Below are 23373 nucleotides of genomic sequence, written 5' to 3'. Positions count from 1 at the left end.
CCCAGATCCCGCTGTAGACCCATTCCAATCGGAGACGAACCATCATGCTTGCCAAGTCCCAACTGGCGGCCGCCTGCGCCGCTGCATTCGCCATCGCCACCGGCAGCGCCTTCGCGCAGGCCGCGCCGGCGGGTTACCCGGCCGACTATCAAAAAATCCTGGACGGCGCCAAGAAGGAAGGCAAGGTCGTCATCTATTCGACCACCGACACCAAGGCCGCCGGCCCCATCATCAAGGGCTTCGAAGCGCTGTATCCAGACGTCAAGGTCGAATACAACGACATGAACAGCACCGAGCTCTACAACCGCTACATCAGCGAACAGGCGGCGGGCGGCAGCAGCGGCGACGTCGTCTGGAGTTCGTCCATGGATTCCGCCTTGAAGCTGGCCAGCGACTACGCGCTGCAATACAAGTCGCCCGAAGCCGGCAAGCTGCCGGGCTGGGCGGTGTGGAAGGATTCGGCCTACGGCACGACCTACGAGCCGGCCGTGTTCATCTACAACAAGCGCCTGATCGCCGCCAACGAAGTGCCGACCACGCACGGCGCCCTGGCCAAGCTGATTGCCAGCCAGCCGGATAAATTCAAGAACAAGGTCACCACCTACGACATCGAAAAATCGGCCGTGGGCTTCATGCTGGCCGTGCAGGACAAGGTCAACGACCCCAAGTATTTCGACACGCTCAAGGACATCGCCAAGGGCGGCCTGGTAGTGCAGTCATCCACCGGCACCATGATGGAGCGCGTGTCGTCGGGCGAAAACCTGATCGGCTACAACATCCTGGGTTCCTACGCCGAAACGCGCGCCAAGTCGGATCCGTCGCTGGGCGTGGCCTACCCCACCGACTACGCGCTGGTGCTGTCGCGCGTGGCCTTCATCAGCAAGAAGGCCAAGCACCGCAACGCCGCCAAGCTGTGGATGGACTACCTGCTGTCGCAAAAGGGCCAGGAAATCATGGCCAACCAGGCTGACCTGGCGTCGGTGCGCGACGACATCGACGGCGACAACGACGTGGACGGCATGACCAAGAAGCTGGGCGCTTCGCTCAAGCCGATTCCGGTCAACGAAACGCTGCTGGACTACCTGGAACAGACCAAGCGTCTGCAGTTCATCAAGGACTGGCGCGCCGCGGCCGGCAAGTAAAGGCCGCGCGGTTCCGGGGCGCGGCGCAATCGCCGCGCCCTTTCCACAACAGGATCTCCCCATGCAGTCATTGCGCAGAAAATGGCAGTCCCTGCCGCGCGGCGTGGTGGTGTTGATCACGGCATTGGCCATCTACGTGCCGCTGTCGTTCATCATCATCCAGAGCTTTCTATCCGCGCCATTCTTTGCCCCGTCCAAGGTTTTCAGCCTGGATGCGTTCCGCTTCATATTCGCGGACCCCGATTTCTACAAGGCGCTGAAAAGCGGCTTCATCCTGGCCTTCGGGCTGGCCATCATCGCCATCCCGCTGGGTGGCATGCTGGCCTTTCTGATGATCCGCACCGACCTGCCCGGCCGCCGCTGGATCGAGCCGCTGATCCTGGTGCCGGTGTTCGTGTCGCCCATGGTGCTGGGCTTTGGCTACGTCGTGGCCGCCGGCCCCGTGGGCTTCTTCTCGATCTGGGCGCAGAACATCCTGGGCTTCGTGCCCTGGAACGTCTATTCGCTGACCAGCATCGTCATCATCGCCGGCCTGACGCACGTGCCGCACGCCTATCTGTACATCTCGTCGGCGCTGCGCAGCATGGGATCCGACGTGGAAGAGGCCGCCCGCGTGACCGGCGCATCGCCGCTGCGTGTGATGGTGTCGGTCAGCCTGCCGATGGTGCGCCCGGCCATGCTGTACGCCACGGTGCTGCTGTTCTTCCTGGGCCTGGAAGTGTTCGGCCTGGTGCTGGTGCTGGGCGACCCCGAAGGCAATCTGGTGCTGGCCACCTACCTGTACAAGCTGACCAACAAGCTGGGGATTCCGTCGTATCACCTGATGGCGGCCGTGGCCGTGGTCCTGATCTGCATGACGATCCCGCTGGTGATGCTGCAACGCCGCCTGATGCGCACGGCAAACCGCTTTGTCACAGTCAAGGGCAAGGCCTCGCGCGCACGGCCGCTGCCGCTGGGCAAGTGGCGCTGGGTGGCCGGCGCCGTGGTGGCGTTCTGGCTGCTGGTCACCATCGTGGTGCCGCTCATGGGCGTGCTGCTGCGTGCCTTCGTGTCCAACTGGGGCATGGGCGTGTCGCTCTTCGATGTGCTGTCGCTGGAGGCGTTTCGCACGGTGTTCGCGCAGCCCAACCTGATCCGCGCCATTGTGAACTCGGTGGCCATCGGGGTGTTCGGCGGCGCGCTGGCGGTGATGTGCTACATGTTCGTGGGCCTGGCCATGCACCGCAAGCCCGACAACGTGACGCGCTTCATGGACTACAGCGTGCTGGTGCCGCGCGCCGTGCCCGGCCTGCTGGCCGGCCTGGCCTTCCTGTGGGTGTTCCTGTTTGTGCCCATGTGGCTGGACAACGCGCTGGACGTGGACCAGAACGGCTGGCTGTCCGCGCTGCCATTCGCCGAATGGCTGCGCGAGAACTTCATCGAATGGCTGCGCGCCATGCGCAGCACCATCTTCAGCGTGTGGCTGGCCTACACCGTGGTGTGGATGGCATACGGCCTGCGCCTGATTTCATCCACGCTGCTACAGGTGGGCCCTGAGCTGGAAGAAGCCGCCCGCAGCGCGGGCGCACGCCGTGGCCAGGTCACGCGCCACGTCACGGTGCCGCTGGCCAAGTACGGCCTGATCGGGTCGTGGCTGCTGATGTTCCTGATCTTCGAGCGCGAATACTCCACCGGCGTCTACCTGTTGTCGCCCGGCACGGAAACCATCGGCTCCATGCTGGTGTCGTTGTGGGCCTCGGGCGCCATCGACATCGTGGCCGCGCTTTCCTTCATCAATATCGTTCTGGTCGTGATCGGCCTGGGCATCGCCCTGCGATTCGGAGTCAAACTTCATGATTGAGCTTTCTGTAGAAGACCTGCACCTGGACTACGGCGACAACCCGGTGTTGAAGGGCGTGTCGATGCAACTGCGCCAGGGCGAAGTGGTGTCGCTGCTGGGGCCGTCGGGTAGCGGCAAGACGACGCTGCTGCGCGCGGTGGCCGGGTTGGAAGGCCCCAAGCGTGGCCGCATCACCATCGGCGAGCGCATCGTCTATGACGGCGGCGCCCGCAAGGAGATTCCCGCCGAAGAGCGCAACCTGGGTCTGGTGTTCCAGTCTTATGCGCTGTGGCCGCACAAGACCGTATTTGAAAACGTGGCCTACCCATTGAAGCTGCGCAAGGTGCCCTCGGCCGAGGTGCGCGACCGCGTGCAGGCCGTGCTGGACCAACTGGGCCTGGGCAAGCTGGGTCAGCGCCATCCGCATGCGCTGTCGGGTGGCCAGCAACAGCGCGTGGCCATCGGCCGGGCGCTGGTGTACAGCCCGCCTGTCATCCTGCTGGACGAGCCGCTGTCGAATCTGGACGCCAAGCTGCGCGAGGAAGCCCGCGCCTTCCTGCGTGAACTGATCATGCGGCTGGGGCTGTCGGCCCTGATGGTGACGCATGACCAGAGCGAAGCCATGGCGATATCCGACCGCATCCTGCTGCTGAATAACGGCAAGATCGAACAGCAGGGCACGCCGCAGGAAATGTACGGTTCGCCGTCCACGCTGTTCACGGCGGAATTCATGGGCAGCAACAACCGGCTGGAAGGCAAGGTGACCGAATTGCGCGATGGCCGTGCCCGGATCGAAGGCCATGGCTGGGCACTGTGGGGCAAGGCGGGCGCAGGGGTGGCGGCCGGCCAGGACGGCACCGCCGTGATCCGGGTCGAACAGGTGCGCCTGGCCGACGACCCCGACGGCAACCATCTCGACATGCCGCTCCTGACCAGCATGTATCTGGGTGACCGCTGGGAATACCTGTTCCGTACGCCGGACGCGGATCCCCTGAACACGCTGGCTTTGCGCGCCTATGGTCCCGAGGGCCGCGACCCGGGCCCCAGCCGCCTGGCGCTGCCCGCGGACAAGGTCTGGGTTTTCCCACGTAACAGCGCCTGATCCCCCCGGGCGGCGGCGGGGCAGGCGCGCCGCCCCGCCGGGCGGCATGCTGTCCAAAAGCTGTTACACAGCGATCGGCGGGCATGGCCGGGCGGTGCGGACTCGCCTTACAATGCGACCGTGCAACGCCCTGACTCCCCCTCCTCGCTAGGCCGTTACCTGCGGTGGCTGGGCGCTCCCGCCCAGCACTACCTGCGTATTGGCATTGCAATATCGCTGTTGGTACACGCCGGCGCCCTGGCGTGGCGCTTCGGTGCGCCCACGCTGACGCGGCCGCCCGTGACCAGCCTGGAAGTGGTGCTGTTGAATGCGCGCAGCGAAACGCCGCCGGAAGCACCACGCGCCCAGGCCCAGAACCAGATGAGCGGCGGCGGCAACGCCGAGCACGGCATGACCACCACCCCGCTGCCCCAGACCGGCGAGTCCGCCGAGACCATCGTGCTGGAGGCCATGCGCAAACGCCAGGTACAGCTGGAAGCCGAACAGACCCGCTTGATGACCCAATTGCGCTCACAGGACAAGGCAGGCGCCGAGCGGCAGGCCGTGAACCCGTGGCCGGATGGCGCCGACCTGGGGCAAGACGCCGAAGACCAGGCCAGCGTGATTCAGAATGCACAGGTCGCCGCCCTGGCCGAACGGGTCCAGCAATACAGCAACGAACCGCGCAAGCAGTTTGTTGCGCCCTCGGCCGAAGCCTCGCGCTACGCCGCCTACCTGGATGCCTGGCGCGCCCGTATCGAGGCCATCGGCACCCAGCACTATCCCGACGAGGCGCGGGGACGCATCTATGGGTCGTTGCGCATCACCGTGTCGGTGCGTGCCGACGGCAGCATCGCCGACGTGGAAATCGACCAGCCTTCCCCGCACGCCGTGCTGAACCAGGCCGCGCGCCGCATTGTTCAGTTGGCCGCGCCCTTCCCTCCCTTCCCGCCCGATATCGCCCGCGATACGGACGTGCTGGTCATCACCCGCACCTGGCACTTCGTCAACGACACCCTGGAAACACAAGCCCCATGACCGAGGCGTCCCCTCTTGCCCGCTACGCCGTCATCGGCAACCCCATCGCGCACAGCCGCTCGCCCCAGATCCACGCCCTGTTTTCCCAGCAAACCGGCAAACCGCTCAGCTACGAGCGGCTGCTGGCGCCGATTGATGGATTTGCCGATGCCGTTGCCGCGTTCGTGGCCGAGGGCGGGCAGGGCCTGAACGTGACGGTGCCGTTCAAGCTGGACGCCTACGCGCTGGCGGCGGGCCACCTGTCCACGCGCGCGCGGCTGGCCGGCGCGGTCAACACCTTGACCTGGCGCGATGGCGCCTGGCACGGCTGCAATACCGACGGCGTGGGCCTGGTGTCCGACCTGCTGCGCCTGGGCGTGCATCTGTCCGATGTCGCCGTGCTGCTGGTGGGCGCGGGCGGCGCCGCCCGGGGCGTGCTGCAACCGCTGGCGCAAGCCGGCTGCGCGCACATCCATATCGTGAACCGCACCGCGGCCAAGGCGCTGGAACTGGCCGACGCCTGGCGTGCCAGCGGCGTGTCGCCGCAAACCCAGGTTACGGCGGGCGGCCTGTCCGACGCCGCGCGCCCAGGCGGCTGGAACGTGGTCATCAACGCCACGGCCAGCGGCTTGCAGGACGCCGCGCCCGATTTGCCCGCCGGGCTGTACGCCGATGGCGCGGCGGCTTACGACATGATGTATGGCGCCAGGCCCACCGCCTTCATGAAGCAGGCCGAGGCCGACGGCGCCGCGCTGACGGCCGATGGCCTGGGCATGCTGGTGGGCCAGGCCGCCGAGAGCTTTTTCATCTGGCACGGCGTGCGCCCCGACCCGGCGCCCGTGCTGGCCGCGCTGCGCGAGGCCCTGGCGGCCGGGCACTAAGCGGCATGGCGACGCGCAAACAAGGCCGATCCTGGTTCCGAATCACCACCGGCGTGCTGATGGCGCTGGTGTGCGCGGTGCTGCTGTACCAATTCTGGCTGTTCTCGCAGGTGGTCTGGTACAACTACCGCGATCCCGGCAGCAGCGCCATCATGCGCGAAGAGCGCTCGCGCCTGCGCGAAGGCAACCCCGCCTTCCAGTTGCAATATGACTGGGTGCCCTACGACAAGATCAGCCGCAACCTCAAACGCGCGGTGGTGGCGTCAGAGGATTCCAAGTTCACCGAACACGACGGCATCGAATGGGACGCCATCCGCAAGGCCTGGGAATACAACCAGCGGCAGGAAGAGGCCGGACGCAGCAAGATGCGCGGCGGCTCCACCATCACGCAGCAACTGGCCAAGAACCTGTTCCTGTCCAATTCGCGCAGTTACATCCGCAAGGGCCAGGAACTGGTGCTGACCTACATGATCGAACACGTCATGACCAAGGAACGCATTCTTGAGCTGTATCTGAACGTGGCGGAATGGGGCGTGGGCGTGTTCGGCGCGCAGGCCGCCGCCCAGCACTATTTCAAGACCTCGGCCGCCAATCTCAACGCCAGCCAGTCGGCGCGGCTGGCGGCCATGCTGCCCAACCCCCGCTTCTACGACACCCGCCGCAATTCTCGCTATCTGAACTCGCGCGTGGGCGTGCTGACCCGCCGCATGCGGATGGTTGACATCCCCTGACACGCAAAAGCGCGCGCCGCCGTCCGGCCATCCCCACCCGGGACGGCGGGATTTGTTAAGCTTTCACGTTTAGCGCTTCCCCATCATTTTCATGCGTACCGCACGTCGCTACCTGGCCCGCGAGATCTATCGCTCTTGTGCAGTGGTCCTTATGGCCCTGCTGGGTCTTTTCACGTTCTTCGCGCTGGTGGACGACCTGGACAACGTGGGCGACAAGTTCTCCATGATGGCCCTGCTCTACATGCAGGCGCTGGCCATTCCCACCCGCTTGTACGACCTGCTGCCCATCGGGCTGCTGATCGGCGCGATCCTGGCGCTGGCCGGCCTGGCCCAGCGCAACGAGCTCGTCATCCTGCGTGTGTCGGGCGTGAGCGGCATGCGCCTGTTGCGCATGCTGTGGATGGTGACCATTCCGCTGATGATCGGCGCCGCCCTGTTGTCCGAATACGTCACGCCCTGGGCCGAGATCAAAAGCGGCGAGGCCAACCTGATGTTTCGCGGCAAGGCCGGCGGCGACCGCCTGAAAAGCGGTTACTGGTTCAAGGAACCCACCGCCGACGGCGGCATGCGCATCATCAACATCGCCGAACTCAAGGGAGACGGCCAGGTGTCCGGCATCACCCTGTACGAATTCAAGAAAGACCAGACGCTGACCGCGCTGTCCACCGCGCCCACCGGCTCGTTCGCCCACGGCGACCTGGTGCTCAAGGACGTATCGGAAACGCGCCTGGATGACGACGCGGCCGAGGCCCTGGCCGACGCCCGCCAGCCCAAGAACCCGCCCGCCTCGGTGGTGAAGCTGCCCGAGCGCACGGTGAACACCACCCTTAGCGCCGAACGCCTGCTGGCCCGCGTGCTGACGCCCGAGCGCATGTCCATCGTTACCCTGTTGGACTATGTGGAGTATTTGCGCGACAACCAACTGCAATATGGTCGACAGGTGGTCGCCCTGTGGCGCAAACTGGCGTATCCCTTCACCCTGCTTGTGATGATCACTATTGCCGCCCCCATCGGCCTGATGCAAACGCGCCGCGGCGGCGTGGGCGCGAAGGTGTTCATCGGCATCTTGCTGGGCGTGGGCTTCTTCATGCTGAACCAGTTGGCGCTGAATGTGGGCATGCTGGGCAAATGGCCGCCCTGGTTCACCGCACTGGGTCCGAATCTCGGCGCCATGGCGCTGGCGCTGGGCTCCATGAGCTATATGGAATACCGCCACACGATTACCCGCATCTTCCAACAACGTTGGCCCTGGAGCAAGAGTCCCGCATGAACGGCAGTATCTGGATGATCGGCGACGTGCAGGGATGCTGCTCGCCGCTGGATCGCTTGCTGGCCCACCCCGACCTGGTCGGAGATCCCCGCTCGCGCTTCTGGTTCGCGGGCGACCTGGTCAACCGTGGCCCACAGTCGCTGGAGACCCTGCGTCGCATCATCGACCTGGGCGACCGCGCGACCTCGGTGCTGGGCAACCATGACCTGCACCTTCTGGCCGCCGCCGCTGGCGTGCGCAAGCCGTCCAAGTCGGACACGCTGGACGACATCCTGCGCGCGCCTGACGCCACCGACCTGATCAATTGGCTACGTTTCCGCCCGCTGGCCCATTTCGAACAAGGGCATTTGCTGGTGCACGCAGGCACCTTGGCGAAGTGGGATGTGGCCAAGACGCTGGCCCTGGCCGGGGAAGTGCAGGACGCCTTGCGTGGCCCGAATTGGCAAAAGGCGCTGCAAAAAATGTACGGCAACGAACCGGCCACGTGGAAAGAAGACCACAAGGGCGGCAAACGGATGCGCGTCATCATCAACGCGCTGACACGCATCCGCCTGTGCACCCCGAACGGTCACATGGAGTTCGCCACCAAGGTTGCCCCCGGCGCCTGGCCTCCGGGCCTGGTGCCCTGGTTCGACGTCCCCAACCGCGCCACGCGCGACATCACGACGGTGTTCGGCCATTGGTCCACGCTGGGCTTGCTGCAGCGCCCCGATGTCATCTGCCTGGACACCGGCTGCGTCTGGGGCGGTTCCCTGACCGCGCTGCGCTTGCAGGATCGCAAGCTGGTGCAGGTAAAGTGTTCGCAGTTCCAGGATCCGCTGTCGGAATAGGCGTTCACGCGACGTCGCAGATGGGTTCCGTGCGGCAAGCGCCGCATTTCTCGGGCAGACCATCTCGCACTTCACCCATCCTACGATGCCCCACCCGTAGGATGGGTGAAGCGCGGCAGGGCCGCCAAAAAAACCCCATCCACAGCCGCGCGTAACCCATCACCCCGCCAAACACAAACCGTCCCCGTAGGATGGGTGAAGCGCGGCAGGGCCGCCAAAAAAACCCCATCCACAGCCGCGCGTAACCCATCACCCCGCCAAAAAACTCAATGCCGAATTTCCGCCAGGAACTTCTGCGCCCGCACCGTGCCCGGCCGGTTGAAAAACTCCTCCGGCGCCCCCGTCTCCACGATCCGCCCCGCGTCCATGAACCACACCCGGTCCGCCACTTCTCGCGCGAACCCCATCTCGTGTGTCACGCACACCATCGTCATCCCGTCCCGGGCCAGCCCCTTCATCACCTGAAGCACCTCGCCCACCATCTCCGGGTCCAACGCGCTGGTCGGCTCATCGAACAACATCACCGGCGGATTCATCGCCAAAGCCCGTGCAATCGCCACCCGTTGCTGCTGCCCGCCCGACAACTGCGCCGGATACGCCTCTGCCTTGTGCGTCAGGCCTACCCTTTCCAGCAACTGCATCGCCCGCTCACGGGCCTCGGCGCGTTTGGCGCGCTTGAGTTGCAGCGGCGCCAGCATCAGGTTTTCCAGCACCGACAAATGCGGGAACAGGTTGAACTGCTGGAACACGAATCCAATGTGGCTGCGCAACTGATCCAGATGCACCTTCGGACCATAGATATCCTGGCCATTGACCTCGATCATGCCCTTCTGGATAGGCTCCAGCCGGTTCACGGTACGAATCAGCGTGGACTTGCCCGACCCCGACGGCCCGCAGACCACCACCACCTCTCCCTGCTTGACCTCTTCGGTCACGTCGGCCAGCGCCTGATAATCGCCGTACCACTTCTGCACTTGTGAAAATCGGATCATGTGGGCACCACTTTAGAGACAGCCCCAAGCCCGGCGCGCCGTCTGCCGATACGTCGTTCGGTCAGGTGCACCAATGAACTCAGGCCAAAATTCAGAATGAAATACGTCATCGCCAGCAGGCCGAACACCTCGAACGGCTTGGTCAGCAAGACGCTGTTGATCTGGTTGGCGGCGTAGGTCAGTTCCTGCACGCTGATCACATAGGCCAGCGACGTTTCCTTCACCGTCGACACGAACTGGCTCAGCATGCTGGGCAGCATGTTGTAGAGCGCTTGCGGCAGGATCACGCGCCGCATCGTCTGCATATACGACAAGCCCAACGCCCGGCTGGCCTCTTGCTGCCCCGGTGGCAAGGCCTGAATACCCGCGCGGATGATCTCGGCCAGGTAGGCGCTTTCGTAGCAGACCAGCGCCACCACCATCGTGGTCGTGCCCGCAACGGGGCGGCCGATGATGATCGGCACGAAAAAATACGCCCAGAAAATGAACATCAACAGCGGCAGCCCGCGCACCAGATACACCACCGCCGACGACGGCCAGTAGAAGATGCGGTACGGGCTGATGCGGCCCAGCGCCAGCAGCACGCCGCAAGGCAGGGCCAGCGTCAGGCTGATGGCCGCCAGGCCCAGCGTGGCGACCAGCCCGCCTATCGGGCCGTGCGGATACTGCCCGATCAGAAGCAGCAGCCAATTGTCTTTCAGTATGTCCCACATCTCAGCGCGCCCCCAGCGGACGATAACGTCGTTGCAAGATCGCGCCACCGCCCATGATCAGGAACGACAGCAACAGATAGATGACCGTCACCACTGCATAGGCCTCGAAGGTGCGGAACGTGTAGTTCTCGATCTCGCGCCCCGCCGCCGTCAGTTCCGTCACGCCGATCGCCATCGCCAGGCTGGTGTTCTTCAACAGCAGCAGGGTCTGGTTCAGCAGCGGCGGGATCGCGATGCGAAACGCCTGCGGCAGCACCACGCAGCGCATGGTGCGCAGAAAGCTCAGGCCCAGCGCGCGCGATGCTTCCACCTGCCCCGGCGGAATGCCGCGCACGGCGCTGCGCAGGTCTTCACAGATGTAGGCCGACATCACCAGCCCGATCGCGATGCACGACATGATGAATTCACTGCCGTGGCTGTTGAGCCAATCACTTAAGGCTTGCGGCAGCAACGCCGGCACGCCGAAGTACCAGAACAGGATGTGTACCAGCATGGGCACGTTGCGGTGGAACGCGACATACACCGCGATCACCGCATTGGCCACGGGCGAGCCCGTCAGGCGGATCACCGCCAGCAGGCTGCCCAGGCAGAACGCCAGAATCCAGGCCAGCCCGGCCAGCGCCAGGGTGGTGATCAACCCCCTGAGCAGCCAGTCCGGGTACTCGCCTTGGAAAATGGCGCTGAAGTCGAAAACGTAGTGCATCGAACGAGGCTCCAGCGCGTGTCGCGCATCAACCCTTGATGGCTTCGATGCGGAAGTCGCGCTTCAGGTTGAACTGCGTGCCCGCGCCGAACCACTTGTCGAACAGCTTGGTGGCCTGGCCGGAAGCTTCCATGCCGTCCAGCACCTTGTTCACCTGGTTCAGCATGGCGGTGTCACCCTTGCGCACGCCCATGCCCCAGGGTTCGACGAACAGCGCCGGTTGCAGAATCTTCACCGGCACCGCGCTGCCAGCGGCCTGCTGCTGAAGCTTCACCAGCATCATTTCCGACGCAACAAAGCCGCTGACCTTGCCCTGTTGCAGCGCCAGGAACGCGCCGCTGGGGTCTTTGAACGTCACCGTATCCACGTTCGGGATGTTCTTGCGCGCGCCCTGCTCCGAGGACGATCCGCGCACGGCGCTCACGCGCTTGCCCGCCAGGTCGGCAGGCGCGTTCACGTCTTTCTCGGACTCGCGCGCCAGGATCTTTTGCAGGCTCACGAAATGCTGGTGCGAATAGTCGATCTGCTTCGCGCGGTCGGGGCTCCAGCCCAGGTTGGCGGCCACCACGTCGACGCGGCCGGCGATCAGCTCGGGAATGCGGGCCTCGACGGCGATCAGCTTCAGTTCCAGCGGCACGCCCAGGCTGTCGGCCACGGCCTGGCACATATCGACTTCGTAGCCGACCACCGCGCGGGTCTTCGGGTCCTGGAAGCTGAAGGGCTCGGCCGTGCCCATGGTGCCGCAGATGAATTTGCCGCGCGCCTTGATGTCTTGCACGGTGTCCGCATGCGCGGCGGGCGCCAGCGTGGCGGCCAGGCCGACGGCGGCAACGAAAGATGCAATGGTGGTCTTCATGGTAATTCCCCTTGAATATAGGTATGGGTACTGCCAGGTATGGGTACAGCCAAAAAAAAGAGCGATCAACGCAGCGCCGCGCAGGCGCTGTTGATACGGCGGCATCCTTCTTCGATGTTCTCCATCGACGTGGCGAAGCTCAGCCGCAAGTAGGGCGACAAGCCATAGGCCGCGCCGTCCAGCACGGCAACACCGGCCTCGTCCAACAGGTACATCACCACGTCCAGATCGCTTTGCAGCACGCGCCCGGCCGGCGTGCGCTTGCCCAGCAGGCCTTCAACCGACGGATAGACATAGAACGCGCCCTGCGGCTCGGGGCAGCGGATGCCCGGCACCGCGTTCAGCAAGGCCACGATGCGGTCGCGGCGCGCGTGGAACACGGCGGCGGCATCGCTGACGCAGCGCTGGTCGGCGGTCAAGGCCACGCGCGCGGCAGCTTGGCTGATGGCGCTGACACAGCTGGTGCTTTGCGAGATCAGCGTGGCCATGGCCTTGATCAGCGGCTTGGGACCGCCCGCGTAACCCAGGCGCCAGCCGGTCATGGCGTAGGCCTTGGACACGCCATTGATCGTCAGCGTGCGGCCGGCCAACGCCGGCACCACTGTGGCGGGCGACGCGTGGCGCGCGTCGCCGTAAGCCAGGTGTTCATAGATTTCGTCCGTCATCACCCACACGTGGGGATGGCGCGCCAGCACCTCGCCCAGGGCGCGCAGTTCGTCCACGCTGTACATGGCGCCGGTGGGATTGCTGGGCGTATTCAGCAGCACCCATTTCGTGCGCGGCGTGATGGCTTGTTCCAGCCCTTGTGGCGTGAGCTTGAAGCCATCGGCTTCAGGGCAGGCCAGCACCACGGGCGTGCCATCGTTGACCAGCACCATGTCCGGGTACGACACCCAGTACGGCGCGGGAATGATGACTTCGTCGCCGGCCTGCACGGTGGCGGCCAGCGCGGTGAAGATCAACTGCTTGGCGCCCACGCCGACGATCAGCTCGTCCAGCCCGTAGTCCAGGCCGTTTTCGCGCTGGAACTTGGCGCGCACGGCTTCCAGCAGCGGCTTGGCGCCGGCGGACGCGGTGTAGCGGATGTCGCCGCTGTTCAGTGCGTCGATGCCCGCCTGCACAATGTGCGCGGGTGTGGGCAGGTCGGGTTCGCCCACGGTGAAGTCGATGATGTCGCGGCCCTCGGCGCGCAACTGGTCCACGCGCGTTTTGGCGGCCATGCTGGGCGATGGCTTGATGGCGCGGGCGCGTTCGGCCAGGAAGGCGGTGTCGGCGGCGCTCATGCCAGCCCCTTGGCGGCAAAGGCGGCCTGCATCCAGCTTTGCGTCTTATCGCCCTTGGCGATCTCGGCCATGATGCGTTCTTCCTTGGCCGCATGCGCGTGCGCGGCGGCAATCAGGCTTTCCGCGTCGGATGCGGCAAAGCAGACCAGGCCGTCCTCGTCGCCCACGATGATGTCGCCGGGGTTGATCACCTGCCCGCCAATCGACACGGGCACGTTGACCTCGCCGGGGCCATCCTTGTAGGGGCCGCGATGGATGTGGCCGCGCGCATAGCAGGGGAAGCTGTCGGCTTCAAACGCCGCCACGTCGCGGATGGCTCCGTCCACCACCACGCCAGCGCAGCCGTGCACTTGCAGGTAGCGCTTCATGATTTCGCCAAGCACGGCGTTGGACAGGTCGCCGCCCGCATCCACCACCAGCACGTGGCCGGGCTGGATCTGCACCATGGCCTTGTAGATCATCAGGTTGTCGCCCGGGCGCGTCTTGACCGTCAGCGCGGTGCCCACGAGCTTGCCGCTGCCGTTGTAGCGGTGCAGGCCGGAGATGCCCTCGCGGCGCGCCAGGTTGTCGCTAAGATGGGGCGTGACGATGCCGGCAAGCGCTTCAAGAATGGCGGCGGGAGCAACGGGGGAAGCCGGCAATTGGCGGGCGCCGGTAAGAATAGTGGCCATGACGATCTGCAGTTCCTGGGTCGGTAGCCGCCGGCAAACCTGTGGTTTTTTCAGGATGCAGGCTGGCCGGGTGAACAATCAGATGGCATGTTGCGAGCTTTTCGTTTTCAGAAAAAGGGATTAAATTTCCACGAGCTTCATCAATTTTTGGAATATAGGGGTTAGCCCTAGGCGGAAATTTCGGAATGAACATCTCTACGACGCGGTACCCCGCATGCTGACGTTCAAGCAAATCGAGGCCCTGTACTGGACCGTCCGGCTGGGTACGTTTTCCGCGTCGGCGCAGAAGCTGCACACGACCCAATCGGCCATCACCAAGCGCATCCAGGAACTGGAGGCGGACTTCAACGTGGCGCTGTTCGACCGCTCGGGCCATCGCGCCGAACTGACCGCGCGGGGCCACGAGGTTTATGCGCTTGCCGAAGACATGCTGGGCCATCGCGACCGCTTGCTGGTGCGGCTAAAAGGCCAGCACACGCTGACCGGCACCTTCCGTTTCGGCATTACCGAGATCACGGCCATGACATGGCTGCCCGCCTTGATCCGCCTGCTGCGCGCGCACTATCCGCGCATCACGCTGGAACCGCACATCGACTTGGGCGCGGACCTGCTCAAGCGCTTGCAGGCGGGGCAGTTGGACATGGCGTTCCTGCATGGGGAATTCGCGGAACCGAACCTGCAAGTCGTCGCGCTGCAACGGCTGGAATTCGCCTGGATGGGCAGCTCTGACCTGATCGACGCCAGCCGCATCTACACACCCGCCGACATCGCGCGCCTGCCGCTGCTGCGCCAAAGCCGCGAGTCGGGCTTGAACATGATCTATGACGGGTGGCTGCGGCCCCACACGCCGGACAGCAATATCTTCACGATCAACAGCCTGATCGCCATGGCGGGTTTGACTGCCGCCGGCTTCGGCGTCAGTTGCCTGCCCCGCGATTATTTCGCGGACATGGTGAGCAAGAAACAGTTGGTGATTGCGCGCACCAGCACCGCGCCGCCGCAATCGGTCTACAGCGCCATGTTCCGCCGCGACGCGGACGTGGCGTTCTGTGAAAGCGTGGCGGAGTTGGCGGAAAGCTGCTGCGAGTTTTCCGGCGGGGTGTAGGGGGGGAAGGCCGAGCTTAAGCCTCCTGTTTCAGACCCTGGCTTTACAGCGCACCAAGAATCGCGTCGCGCGCCTGATGCGACAGCTCAAGCCGGGTCGGCAAGCTGCCATCCGGATGCCTTGCCGCCAACACCGGCAGAAACACCACTTCGACGGACAAGCCCGTCGCGCCCAGCACGCGCCAAAGATTGGCCACCAGGCTTTCTTCGCCGACAAACGCCGCGAAGCCGTCGCGCTTGCCGTCGCGCAGGAACCGCAAGGCCACGGGTTGGATTTCCACGGCGGCTGAACGCGCCGGTTCGAACAGGCTGGCGTGGAAGGGAAGCAGGTCGAAGCCTTCCGTCGTCGTGCCTTCTGGAAACAGCCCGACCGCGTCGCCCAGCTTGAAGCGGGCTTGCATGGCTTCGCCCATGGCGTGTACCGCGTGGCGTTGGCCGCGTTCGATGAAGAGCGTGCCCGCGCCCGCCACCAACCAGCCGATCACGGGCCATTTACGGATCTCGCTCTTGGCCACAAACGACGTGGGGCGCGCGGAATTCAGGACGAAGATATCGATCCAGGAGACGTGGTTGGCCACCAGCAATACCGGGCCGCTCATGCGCGGGTCGCCCTTGAAGGTCACCTTCACGCCGCAGGCCGCCATCAGCGCGCGCGACCACGAGCGGTTCAGCCAGGCCCGGCTTCGCGGGCGGATGAAGGGGTAGACCAGCCCCACGCAAAACAAGCCAAACACAATCAGAGGCAGCACCAGGGCCAGCCGTAAGACAAAGCGCAGCAGTTTCAAACTGAGGTCTCCCAGGCCAGTTGGCCACCGACCACGGTGGCGCGTACCCGACCGGGCAGCATCATACCCGCGAACGGCGTATGCGGGCTGCGGCTTTGCAGCGCCGTGGGGGTCACCAGCCATTCGGCATCCAGGTCCACCAGGCAGGCGTCGGCGGGCGCGCCCACGCCCAACTGGCCGGCCTGCGCGGCGGGGTTGCTTGTGCCACTGCTTGTGCCACTGCTGTTGCCGCTGCTGCTGCCACTGCTGTTGCCGCTGCTTATGCCACTGAGTACCGCACCCGGCCCCGACGTGACCCGAGCCAGCGCGTCGGCCAGCGGCACGCGATGGTCACGCGCCCATTTCAAGGTCAGCGACAGCAGCAGTTCCAGGGCCGTCGCGCCAGGGGTGGACACGGGAAACGGCGCCGCCTTGCCGTGCTTGTCCACGGGTGTGTGATCCGAACACAGCGCCTGGACCAGCCCTTCGGCCAGCGCCGCCTGGATGGCGTCGCGGTCGCGCTGGCCGCGCAGCGGCGGTTGCAGGTGGAAGTGCGTGTCGAAGAAACCGATATCGACATCGGTCAGGTGCAGGTTGTGCGCTGACACGTCCGCCGTTACCGCCAGGCCCTCACGCCTTGCGGCGCGCAGCAGTGCCAGCCCGGGCGCGGTGGACAGGCGGGTCAGGTGCACGCGCGCGCCGGTGGCCCGTTGCAGTTCGAAGATGGTGTTCAGGGCCACCGTCTCGGCTTGCGGTGGCAGGCCTTCCAGGCCCAGGCGTTCGGCGTACGCGCCGCTGGCGGCAACGGCGCCCTGGGCCAGCCAGGGGTCCTGCGGACGCAGCCACAGCGTGTAGCCCAGCCCGCTGGCATAGCGCATCGCGCCCCACAGCACGCGCGTGTCCGCGATGCCGTGCTCGCCTTGCGCATAGGCCAGGCAACCGGCTTGCGCGAGCAGGCCCATTTCCGTCAGCGTCTCGCCCGCCAGACCCACCGTCATCGCGCCCAGCGGATGGATGCGGGGTTGGCCGGCTTCCATCTGGCGCGTCAAGGCGTCGACCTTGCCGGGCTCGTCCAGCGCGTCATCCGACGCGGCGTCTGGCGGCATCACCAGCCGAGTTACGCCGCCGGCCAAGGCCGCGCGCAACTCGGCGGGCGCGAACGCCAGGCCCGTTGCGTGGCCAGGCTGTGCCACGCGCGCGGACAGGTCCACCAGGCCGGGCAATACCGCCAGGCCGGTTGCGTCCAGCACACGATCGGCATGGAAGCCGTCGGGCGCTGCGCCCACCGCGGCCACCCGGCCATCAGCCAGAAAAAGGTCGTGCGGCCCGTCCACCCCATTGGCGGGATCGATCAGGCGGCCATTGGCAATATGCAGCCTCATGGGGCATCTCCGGCCAGCACGCTCAAGGCGGCCAGGCGCAGGTGTTGTTCCAGGTCGGCCAATTGCGCCTGCACGGGCGGCAGGCCGGCGGCCACGTCGCCATCCACTTCCACGCCCGGGGTCAGCGCGCCGCCGGGCAAGAGCAGCGCATCCGGCTTGGCGCCGGCCAGCGTGGCGGGGGTCAGGCCATAGGCATGGGCGTATTCACGCGCGGACGGCAGCAGCGCGCCACTGATGCGTTCCACCTGCAAGGGCAGCACGATGATGACGTCGGCCGCTTGCAGCCCGTCGTGCAGGGTCGCGCATTCGCGCACGCCCAACTGCGGCAGGCCTTCGGGCAGCAGCGTGCGCGGCGCCACCACGCGCACCTCGGGCACGCCCAGCGTCGTCATGGCGTGGATGACCGAACGCGCTACGCGCGAATGCCGGATATCGCCCACCAAGGTCACGGCCAGATTCGTCAGGTCTTGCTTGGCGTGCAGCATGGCCTGTATCAGTGCCAGGGCGGGCAAGGGGTCCGCATGCGAACCGTCACCCGCATTGATAACGCGCAGGCCCGGCGCGGCGTGCGCGGCGGCGCAATGGGCGGCGCCGCTGGCCGCATGGCGCAGCACCAGCACGCCGGGTTGCAAGCGCGCCACCGTCTCGGCCAGCGCGTCGCCCATATGCGCGGTGCCGGCTGGCGCACCGGACGGGACGTGCACGTCGGGCGCGTGTTGTGCGTGTTGTGGGTGTTGCGCGCGCTGTGCACTTTGCCCGTTTTGCGCGTGCTGCTCATCCTGCGGGTCCAGCACCACGGGCAAGAGCGACAGCCGGGTCGCCAGCGCGGCGTAGGCGTCGCGGTCGGCAAGGTCGTCGTCAAGGGATAGAAAAACGGGGCATGGCGCGGCGTGCGCGTGGGGCGTCGGGGCGGCTGCTGGGGAACCGGCATCGCCCGCCGCCGCACAGGCGCGGGCAGCGTCCAGCAGGCGCTCGACGTGGCGCTTGGGCAGCCCTTCCGTTGTCAGCAGATGAATGAGTTCGCCGCGGCGATCAAGTTGCGGATTGAGCATAGAAAAGGCCGGGCCATGCGCGTTATGCGGCAGGCAGGGTGTCGAGATATCGTTGCAGGATAACAGCCGCCGCCATCGCGTCATCGGCGGCGTGCGTGCCCAGAAGGCGCTGCGCTTCCATGCTGGAGCCGCGCTCGTCCACCAGCTCGACCTCGATGCCGAAACGGCCATGCAATTGATTGGCGAAACGTCGGCAGCGCGCGGTGGCGGGCTGTTCGCCGCCATCGGCATCCAGCGCCAGCCCCACCACCACGCGATGGGGCTGCCATTCCTGCAACAACGCGGCGATGCGGCCAAAGCGCGCATCGCGAATTTCACTGAATATGATTTCCAGCGGGCGCGCCTGGCGCGTCAGGGTGTTGCCGATGGCGATGCCGATCTTCTTTTCGCCAAAGTCGAACCCAAGCAGTGTTTCTTCAGGCATGGCCCGCATCGCCCGCCAGCATGACCGGATCAATGCCCAGCAGCTTGAGCGCGGCGGGGTAGCGGTCTTCGGCGGGTACGTCGAAGATGATGTGGTCGTCGGCGCCCACGTTGAGCCACGCATTCTGGCCCATTTCGCTTTCCAGTTGCCCGGCGCCCCAGCCGGCGTAACCCAGCGTGACGAGCATGCGGGCGGGGCCATTGCCGTCGGCCACGGCTTGCAGCACATCGCGCGAGGTGGTCAGCGCCATGGCGCCCATCTTGATGCTGGAACTGTAGTCGCCGGCGGGCGCGTGCAGCACGAAGCCGCGGTCGGTCTGGACCGGGCCGCCGAAATAAACCAGCGTGTCTTTGACCGGGCCGATTTCAAGCGTCAATTCGATGCGCTCGAACAAGGTGCCCAGGGTCAGGTCGGTGGGCCGGTTGATGACCAGGCCCAGCGCGCCGCGTTCGGTGTGTTCGCACACGTAGATGACCGAGCCGGCCAGGCTGCCTTCGACCATGCCGGGCATGGCGATCAGGAACTGGTTGGCAAAGTTGGCCGCCTGCGATGCGGCGGATTCGTGATGTTTTTCCGTCATGGCAACCCCTTTGGGTAGTCTGAAAGAACCGTGGACGTCGCACACGCGAGCGTGGCCGTCTTGCCTGGCGGCAGACCGTCTTCGGTTACGTGGGATGGGGTCATGCCCCATCTTACGAGCCCTGGCGGAATGGGTCAGCGGGTCGGGTTCAGATTTCCATCAATTCAAAGTCCTCTTTGCGGGCGCCGCATTCGGGACAGACCCAGTTCGGCGGCACGTCTTCCCAGCGGGTGCCGGGAGCAATGCCTTCGTCGGGGAGGCCGGCCTCTTCGTCATAGACCCAGCCACAAATCAGACACATCCAAGTACGCATAGTTCTCTCTTACATCAAAACCCCACCCGGTTCCCCGCGGCGGGGCAAAGGTGGGGGGCTTCCATTAGAATGGGGACAATCTTACCGAAACCCAATAGGGGTTCCCCTGATTCACCTCAAAATGAATCCGGGTACTCCGCTCAAAGCTCAAGCGCTGTCTACGTGGCCCCCGTTACCCCCCCTCTCGTTTTGGTCTTCGGCCCGTTCGATCCCTCGGGATCCGACGGCTTGCCCGCTGACGCCGTCACCTGCGCCCGCCTGGGCTGTCATGGCCTGGCGGCCGTGACCGCGCTGACCGTGCAGGACACTGCCGGCATCGAAGAAATCCATCCCGTTTCGCCCGACCTGCTGGACGACCAGGCACGCTGCCTGCTGGAAGACATGCCCGTGCAGGCCATCAAGGTGGGCGGACTATACACCGCTGAAACTGCCAGTGTGGCGGCCCAGGTCGCGGCTGACTACAGCCAGGTGCCGCTGGTGCTGCACCTGGGCCAGCGTGCCCCGCTGCCGACCGACGCGGCCGATGAAGACGACGCCGATGACCTCCTGGCCGCCACGCTTGAACTGGTGCTGCCGCAGACGGATCTGGTGATCATCGAGCATCTGCGCCTGGCGCAATGGCATGCCGACGGCGACATCGATATCGGGGACGCACCTTCACCCATGCACGCCCTGGTGGCGGCGGGCGCGCAGTGGGTGCTGGTGCTGGGCAGCCCGCAGCGGCCCGGCCATTTTGCCAACGTGTTGCTGGGCCCCAACGGCCAGACCCACACCTGGCCCTGGCAGACGCCGCCCGACCGCAACGGCGATGCAGGCGGCCTGGCCGCCACCGCCATCACCGCCATGCTGGCGCGCGGGCTCGACATGCCCGAGGCCGTGCGCCAAGGCCTGGCGCATGCCGATGCGTCGGTCGCGGCCAGCTTCCTGCCCGGCATGGGCCGGCGCATTCCCAACCGGATCCAACCGCAATGAAACCCTTGCGCTTTCCTGCCGGCCTGTATGGCGTCACGCCTGAATGGGACGACACCGACCGCCTCTTGCAAGCCGTGCGCAAGGCCGCCGAGGGCGGCATGCGTTCCCTGCAATTGCGGCGCAAGAACGTGCCCAACGCCGTGCGCGCCGAACAGGCTCGCGCGTTGGCGCCGCTGTGCCGCGAGCTGGGCGTGGTGTTCCTGATCAATGACGACTGGCGCCTGGCGCTTGACGTCGGCGCCGACGGCGCGCACGTGGGCCGCGACGACGAAAGCCTGGCGCGCATCCGCGCCGAGGCCGGCCCCGACCTGATCCTGGGCGGCTCCAGCTACGACGACCTGACGCGCGCCCGCGAACTGCTGGACGCGGGCGCCGACTACATCGCCTTCGGCGCCATGTTCGCGTCCACCGTCAAACCGGACACCGTGCGCGCGCCGCTGTCGGTGCTGACCGAAGCCCGCCGCCTGGTCGACGAGCGCGATGCGCCCCGCCCCGCCGTGGTGGCCATTGGCGGCATCACGCCCGACAACGCACGGCTGGTGGCCCAGGCGGGCGCCGACGCCATCGCCGTCATCACCGCCCTTTTCGAAGCGCCCAGCATTCGCGCCGCCGCAACGGCCTGCTCCGCGCCCTATTCCGTCAACCCTCTACGCAAGCCTTGAACGCCATGTCCCGTAACGAACAGCTTTTCGAACGCGCCTGCCGCAGCATCCCCGGCGGCGTCAACTCGCCCGTGCGCGCTTTCCGCTCCGTGGGCGGCACGCCGCGCTTCATCAAGCGCGCGCAAGGCCCGTACGTTTGGGACGCGGACGACAAGCAGTACATCGATTACGTGGGCTCCTGGGGCCCCGCCATCCTGGGCCATTCGCATCCCGACGTGGTGCGCGCGGTGCAGGAAGCCGCCGTCAACGGCCTGTCGTTCGGTGCCCCCACCGAAGCCGAAATCGAACTGGCCGAAGTGTTGATCTCGCGCCTGCCGTCGCTGGAGCAGGTGCGCCTGGTAAGTTCAGGCACCGAAGCCACCATGACGGCAATCCGCCTGGCCCGTGGCGCCACCGGCCGCGCCAAGATCGTGAAGTTCGAAGGTTGCTATCACGGCCATTCCGACAGCCTGCTGGTCAAGGCGGGCTCCGGCCTGCTGACCTTCGGCAACCCCAGCTCGGCTGGCGTGCCGCCCGAATTCGTGTCGCACACGCTGACCCTGGAATACAACAACCTGGACGCGGTGCGCGAGGCCTTTGCCCAGCACGGCGCCGACATCGCCTGCATCATCGTGGAGCCGGTGGCCGGCAACATGAACCTGATCAAGCCCACGGCCGGCTTCCTGGAAGGCCTGCGCGAAGTTTGCACGCAGCACGGCGCGCTGCTGATTTTTGACGAAGTGATGACGGGTTTCCGCGTGGGGCCGCAAGGCGTGCAGGGGCTGACCGGCGTGAAGCCGGACATCACCACGCTGGCCAAAGTGATTGGCGGCGGCATGCCGGTAGGCGCTTTCGGCGGCAGCGCTGAAGTCATGAAGCACATCGCCCCGCTGGGCGGCGTGTACCAGGCCGGCACCTTGTCCGGCAACCCGGTGGCCGTGGCGGCGGGCCTGGCCACGCTGCGCCTGATCGCCGCGCCCGGCTTCTACGACAAGCTGTCGGCGCAAACCGCCAAGCTGGCCCAGGGGTTGCAGGAACGCGCCCATGCCGCCGGCCTGGCCTTTTCGGCCGATTCAGTGGGCGGCATGTTCGGCATTTACTTCAGCAACACGGTGCCCACCTCGTTCGCCGAGGTCTCCAAGTGCGACACGGCGGCGTTCAACCGCTTTTTCCATGCCATGCTGGACCACGGCGTGCACTTCGCGCCGTCCGCGTTCGAAGCAGGCTTCGTGTCGGCCACGCACGACGACGCGGTGATCACGTCCACGCTGAACATCGCCGAGAAGGTCTTCGCCGCGATGTAAGCGGCTGGGGCCCCTGTTCAGGGGCCCCATCGAAATCACACCCATCAAGACGCCCTGCTCAGGGCGTCTTGTATTGCTCGTACAGGGCGGTCACGTCCCTGACATACGCCTGGGTTTCGGCATACGGCGGCACCGCATCGTATTTGCGCACCGCCCCCTCGCCCGCGTTGTACGCCGCCAGCGCCAGGTCCAGCCTGCCGGGGTATTGGTCGATCAGCCGGCGCAAATGGCGTGAACCTGCCTTCACATTGGTGGCCGGGTCCACCAGCGCGCGTTCAATATCGTCCACCGCCAGCACCGCCGCCGCCGTAGCCGGCATCAGCTGCATCAGCCCCAGCGCGCCCTTGGGCGAGCGCGCGTCGCTGCGAAACCCCGACTCGATGGCGATGACGGCCGTCAGCAAGGCCCGGTCCACGCCGGAATCCTTGGCCGCGCGCTCGATCAGGCCATCATGCACGGTGGGCAGCTTGATCTCGCCCCAGCGCTGCGCCCGGGACGTCGGCGCCAACGTCGCCATGCGCGCGCCATCACCCTGCTTCGGCGCGCATTCCAGACAGACCTTGGTGGTATTGCGGCGCCAAGCCGTGCGCGCCTGGGCCCGTTTGTAATGCTTGGCGTAGCCCGTGGGTACTTTCATGACGCGCCAGACGCCGTAGGGGTCTTTGTAGCGGTAGACCTCGGCGGCCTGGGCTGGGCTTGCGGGCGCCAGCGCCAGAGCACCCACGGCCAGGGCCATCAGCACCGCCATGCCGCCGACGCGCGCCAGCAAGGCGCAAAAGACAGGCGGGTAACGTCGGTGTCGAGGGTCCATGGTTTGGGGCTCCGGCGGCGTCCGAAGACGCGTTGGC

Annotated in this window: 25 protein-coding genes; 12 read left to right on the top strand and 13 right to left on the bottom strand. The window is 66.0% G+C overall.

The window, feature by feature from the left end; all coding sequences use genetic code 11:
• Nucleotides 1-44: 44 nt before the first annotated feature.
• From P8T11_RS22780 to P8T11_RS22745, 8 genes are all read left to right on the top strand, one after another.
• A complete protein-coding gene (locus tag P8T11_RS22780; protein WP_268079889.1) occupies nucleotides 45-1142 on the top strand; it encodes an ABC transporter substrate-binding protein in 1098 nt (365 codons plus the stop codon).
• A 61-nt stretch (nucleotides 1143-1203) separates the two neighbouring features.
• On the top strand, nucleotides 1204-2982 hold the full coding sequence (locus P8T11_RS22775; protein WP_268079890.1) for an ABC transporter permease: 1779 nt from the start codon (nucleotides 1204-1206) through the stop codon (nucleotides 2980-2982).
• Complete coding sequence (locus P8T11_RS22770) at nucleotides 2975-4063, top strand: ABC transporter ATP-binding protein (protein WP_268079891.1); 1089 nt, start codon at nucleotides 2975-2977, stop codon at nucleotides 4061-4063. The genes P8T11_RS22775 and P8T11_RS22770 overlap by 8 nt, the downstream gene beginning before the upstream one ends.
• Nucleotides 4064-4183: 120 nt before the next feature.
• Nucleotides 4184-5080 (top strand): TonB family protein, encoded by an 897-nt coding sequence (locus P8T11_RS22765; RefSeq protein ID WP_268079892.1) that lies wholly within the window; start codon nucleotides 4184-4186, stop codon nucleotides 5078-5080.
• On the top strand, nucleotides 5077-5940 hold the full coding sequence (gene aroE / locus P8T11_RS22760; RefSeq protein ID WP_268079893.1) for a shikimate dehydrogenase: 864 nt from the start codon (nucleotides 5077-5079) through the stop codon (nucleotides 5938-5940). The genes P8T11_RS22765 and aroE overlap by 4 nt, the downstream gene beginning before the upstream one ends.
• Before the next feature lie 5 nt (nucleotides 5941-5945).
• Nucleotides 5946-6671: a monofunctional biosynthetic peptidoglycan transglycosylase gene (gene mtgA, locus P8T11_RS22755; protein ID WP_268079894.1), complete on the top strand. Its 726-nt coding sequence runs from the start codon at nucleotides 5946-5948 to the stop codon at nucleotides 6669-6671.
• A gap of 91 nt (nucleotides 6672-6762) precedes the next feature.
• Nucleotides 6763-7941 (top strand): LPS export ABC transporter permease LptG, encoded by a 1179-nt coding sequence (gene lptG, locus P8T11_RS22750; protein WP_268079896.1) that lies wholly within the window; start codon nucleotides 6763-6765, stop codon nucleotides 7939-7941.
• Entirely contained in the window at nucleotides 7938-8771 is an 834-nt protein-coding gene (locus P8T11_RS22745) for a symmetrical bis(5'-nucleosyl)-tetraphosphatase (protein WP_268079897.1), read from the top strand. The genes lptG and P8T11_RS22745 overlap by 4 nt, the downstream gene beginning before the upstream one ends.
• Before the next feature lie 266 nt (nucleotides 8772-9037).
• On the opposite strand, the gene P8T11_RS22740 is transcribed toward P8T11_RS22745, so the two are convergent.
• The 6 genes from P8T11_RS22740 to P8T11_RS22715 form a co-directional block, all read right to left on the bottom strand.
• A complete protein-coding gene (locus tag P8T11_RS22740) occupies nucleotides 9038-9763 on the bottom strand; it encodes an amino acid ABC transporter ATP-binding protein (protein WP_268079899.1) in 726 nt (241 codons plus the stop codon).
• Nucleotides 9760-10476 (bottom strand): amino acid ABC transporter permease, encoded by a 717-nt coding sequence (locus P8T11_RS22735; protein WP_100853238.1) that lies wholly within the window; start codon nucleotides 10474-10476, stop codon nucleotides 9760-9762. The genes P8T11_RS22740 and P8T11_RS22735 overlap by 4 nt, the downstream gene beginning before the upstream one ends.
• A gap of 1 nt (nucleotide 10477) precedes the next feature.
• Nucleotides 10478-11179 carry an amino acid ABC transporter permease gene (locus P8T11_RS22730; RefSeq protein ID WP_268079900.1) on the bottom strand — a complete coding sequence of 234 codons (702 nt, stop codon included), beginning with the start codon at nucleotides 11177-11179 and terminating at the stop codon, nucleotides 10478-10480.
• A gap of 28 nt (nucleotides 11180-11207) precedes the next feature.
• Nucleotides 11208-12035: an ABC transporter substrate-binding protein gene (locus P8T11_RS22725; RefSeq protein WP_268079901.1), complete on the bottom strand. Its 828-nt coding sequence runs from the start codon at nucleotides 12033-12035 to the stop codon at nucleotides 11208-11210.
• A 65-nt stretch (nucleotides 12036-12100) separates the two neighbouring features.
• Complete coding sequence (locus P8T11_RS22720; RefSeq protein ID WP_268079902.1) at nucleotides 12101-13318, bottom strand: aminotransferase class I/II-fold pyridoxal phosphate-dependent enzyme; 1218 nt, start codon at nucleotides 13316-13318, stop codon at nucleotides 12101-12103.
• Entirely contained in the window at nucleotides 13315-13989 is a 675-nt protein-coding gene (locus P8T11_RS22715) for an RraA family protein (RefSeq protein WP_268079903.1), read from the bottom strand. The genes P8T11_RS22720 and P8T11_RS22715 overlap by 4 nt, the downstream gene beginning before the upstream one ends.
• A 214-nt stretch (nucleotides 13990-14203) precedes the next feature.
• Between P8T11_RS22715 and P8T11_RS22710 the strand changes: the two genes are divergently transcribed.
• Nucleotides 14204-15094, top strand: a complete 891-nt coding sequence (locus P8T11_RS22710) for a LysR family transcriptional regulator (RefSeq protein WP_268079904.1) — start codon at nucleotides 14204-14206, stop codon at nucleotides 15092-15094.
• A gap of 43 nt (nucleotides 15095-15137) precedes the next feature.
• Here P8T11_RS22710 and P8T11_RS22705 read toward each other — a convergent pair whose 3' ends face one another.
• From P8T11_RS22705 to P8T11_RS22680, 6 genes are all read right to left on the bottom strand, one after another.
• Nucleotides 15138-15878 (bottom strand): lysophospholipid acyltransferase family protein, encoded by a 741-nt coding sequence (locus P8T11_RS22705; protein ID WP_259252955.1) that lies wholly within the window; start codon nucleotides 15876-15878, stop codon nucleotides 15138-15140.
• Entirely contained in the window at nucleotides 15875-17239 is a 1365-nt protein-coding gene (locus P8T11_RS22700) for a dihydroorotase (RefSeq protein ID WP_268079906.1), read from the bottom strand. Before P8T11_RS22700 ends, P8T11_RS22705 begins: the two co-directional genes overlap by 4 nt.
• Complete coding sequence (locus tag P8T11_RS22695) at nucleotides 17236-18291, bottom strand: aspartate carbamoyltransferase (protein ID WP_268079907.1); 1056 nt, start codon at nucleotides 18289-18291, stop codon at nucleotides 17236-17238. The genes P8T11_RS22700 and P8T11_RS22695 overlap by 4 nt, the downstream gene beginning before the upstream one ends.
• 22 nt (nucleotides 18292-18313) lie before the next feature.
• Nucleotides 18314-18715: a Holliday junction resolvase RuvX gene (ruvX, locus tag P8T11_RS22690; RefSeq protein WP_268079908.1), complete on the bottom strand. Its 402-nt coding sequence runs from the start codon at nucleotides 18713-18715 to the stop codon at nucleotides 18314-18316.
• Nucleotides 18708-19295 carry a YqgE/AlgH family protein gene (locus tag P8T11_RS22685; RefSeq protein ID WP_006217244.1) on the bottom strand — a complete coding sequence of 196 codons (588 nt, stop codon included), beginning with the start codon at nucleotides 19293-19295 and terminating at the stop codon, nucleotides 18708-18710. Before P8T11_RS22685 ends, ruvX begins: the two co-directional genes overlap by 8 nt.
• A gap of 148 nt (nucleotides 19296-19443) precedes the next feature.
• Nucleotides 19444-19608: a rubredoxin gene (locus tag P8T11_RS22680; RefSeq protein WP_003814980.1), complete on the bottom strand. Its 165-nt coding sequence runs from the start codon at nucleotides 19606-19608 to the stop codon at nucleotides 19444-19446.
• 162 nt (nucleotides 19609-19770) lie between these two features.
• On the opposite strand from P8T11_RS22680, the gene P8T11_RS22675 reads away from it, so the two are divergent.
• Genes P8T11_RS22675 through hemL form a run of 3 tightly spaced genes read left to right on the top strand, consistent with a single transcriptional unit; the run spans nucleotide 19771 to nucleotide 22525 of the window.
• Nucleotides 19771-20580, top strand: coding sequence for a hydroxymethylpyrimidine/phosphomethylpyrimidine kinase (locus tag P8T11_RS22675; protein ID WP_418910280.1), 810 nt, complete (start codon nucleotides 19771-19773; stop codon nucleotides 20578-20580).
• A complete protein-coding gene (gene thiE / locus P8T11_RS22670; RefSeq protein WP_268079909.1) occupies nucleotides 20577-21242 on the top strand; it encodes a thiamine phosphate synthase in 666 nt (221 codons plus the stop codon). The genes P8T11_RS22675 and thiE overlap by 4 nt, the downstream gene beginning before the upstream one ends.
• A 5-nt stretch (nucleotides 21243-21247) precedes the next feature.
• Entirely contained in the window at nucleotides 21248-22525 is a 1278-nt protein-coding gene (gene hemL, locus P8T11_RS22665) for a glutamate-1-semialdehyde 2,1-aminomutase (protein ID WP_268079910.1), read from the top strand.
• Between the two features lie 58 nt (nucleotides 22526-22583).
• Here hemL and P8T11_RS22660 read toward each other — a convergent pair whose 3' ends face one another.
• On the bottom strand, nucleotides 22584-23336 hold the full coding sequence (locus tag P8T11_RS22660) for a lytic transglycosylase domain-containing protein (RefSeq protein WP_268079911.1): 753 nt from the start codon (nucleotides 23334-23336) through the stop codon (nucleotides 22584-22586).
• Between the last annotated feature and the right edge of the window lie 37 nt (nucleotides 23337-23373).

Source organism: Achromobacter spanius (assembly GCF_029637605.1).
Lineage (GTDB): Bacteria > Pseudomonadota > Gammaproteobacteria > Burkholderiales > Burkholderiaceae_B > Achromobacter > Achromobacter spanius_E.
The sequence above is the reverse complement of the archived record's forward strand: the minus strand, read 5'-3'. Positions and strand labels throughout refer to the sequence as shown.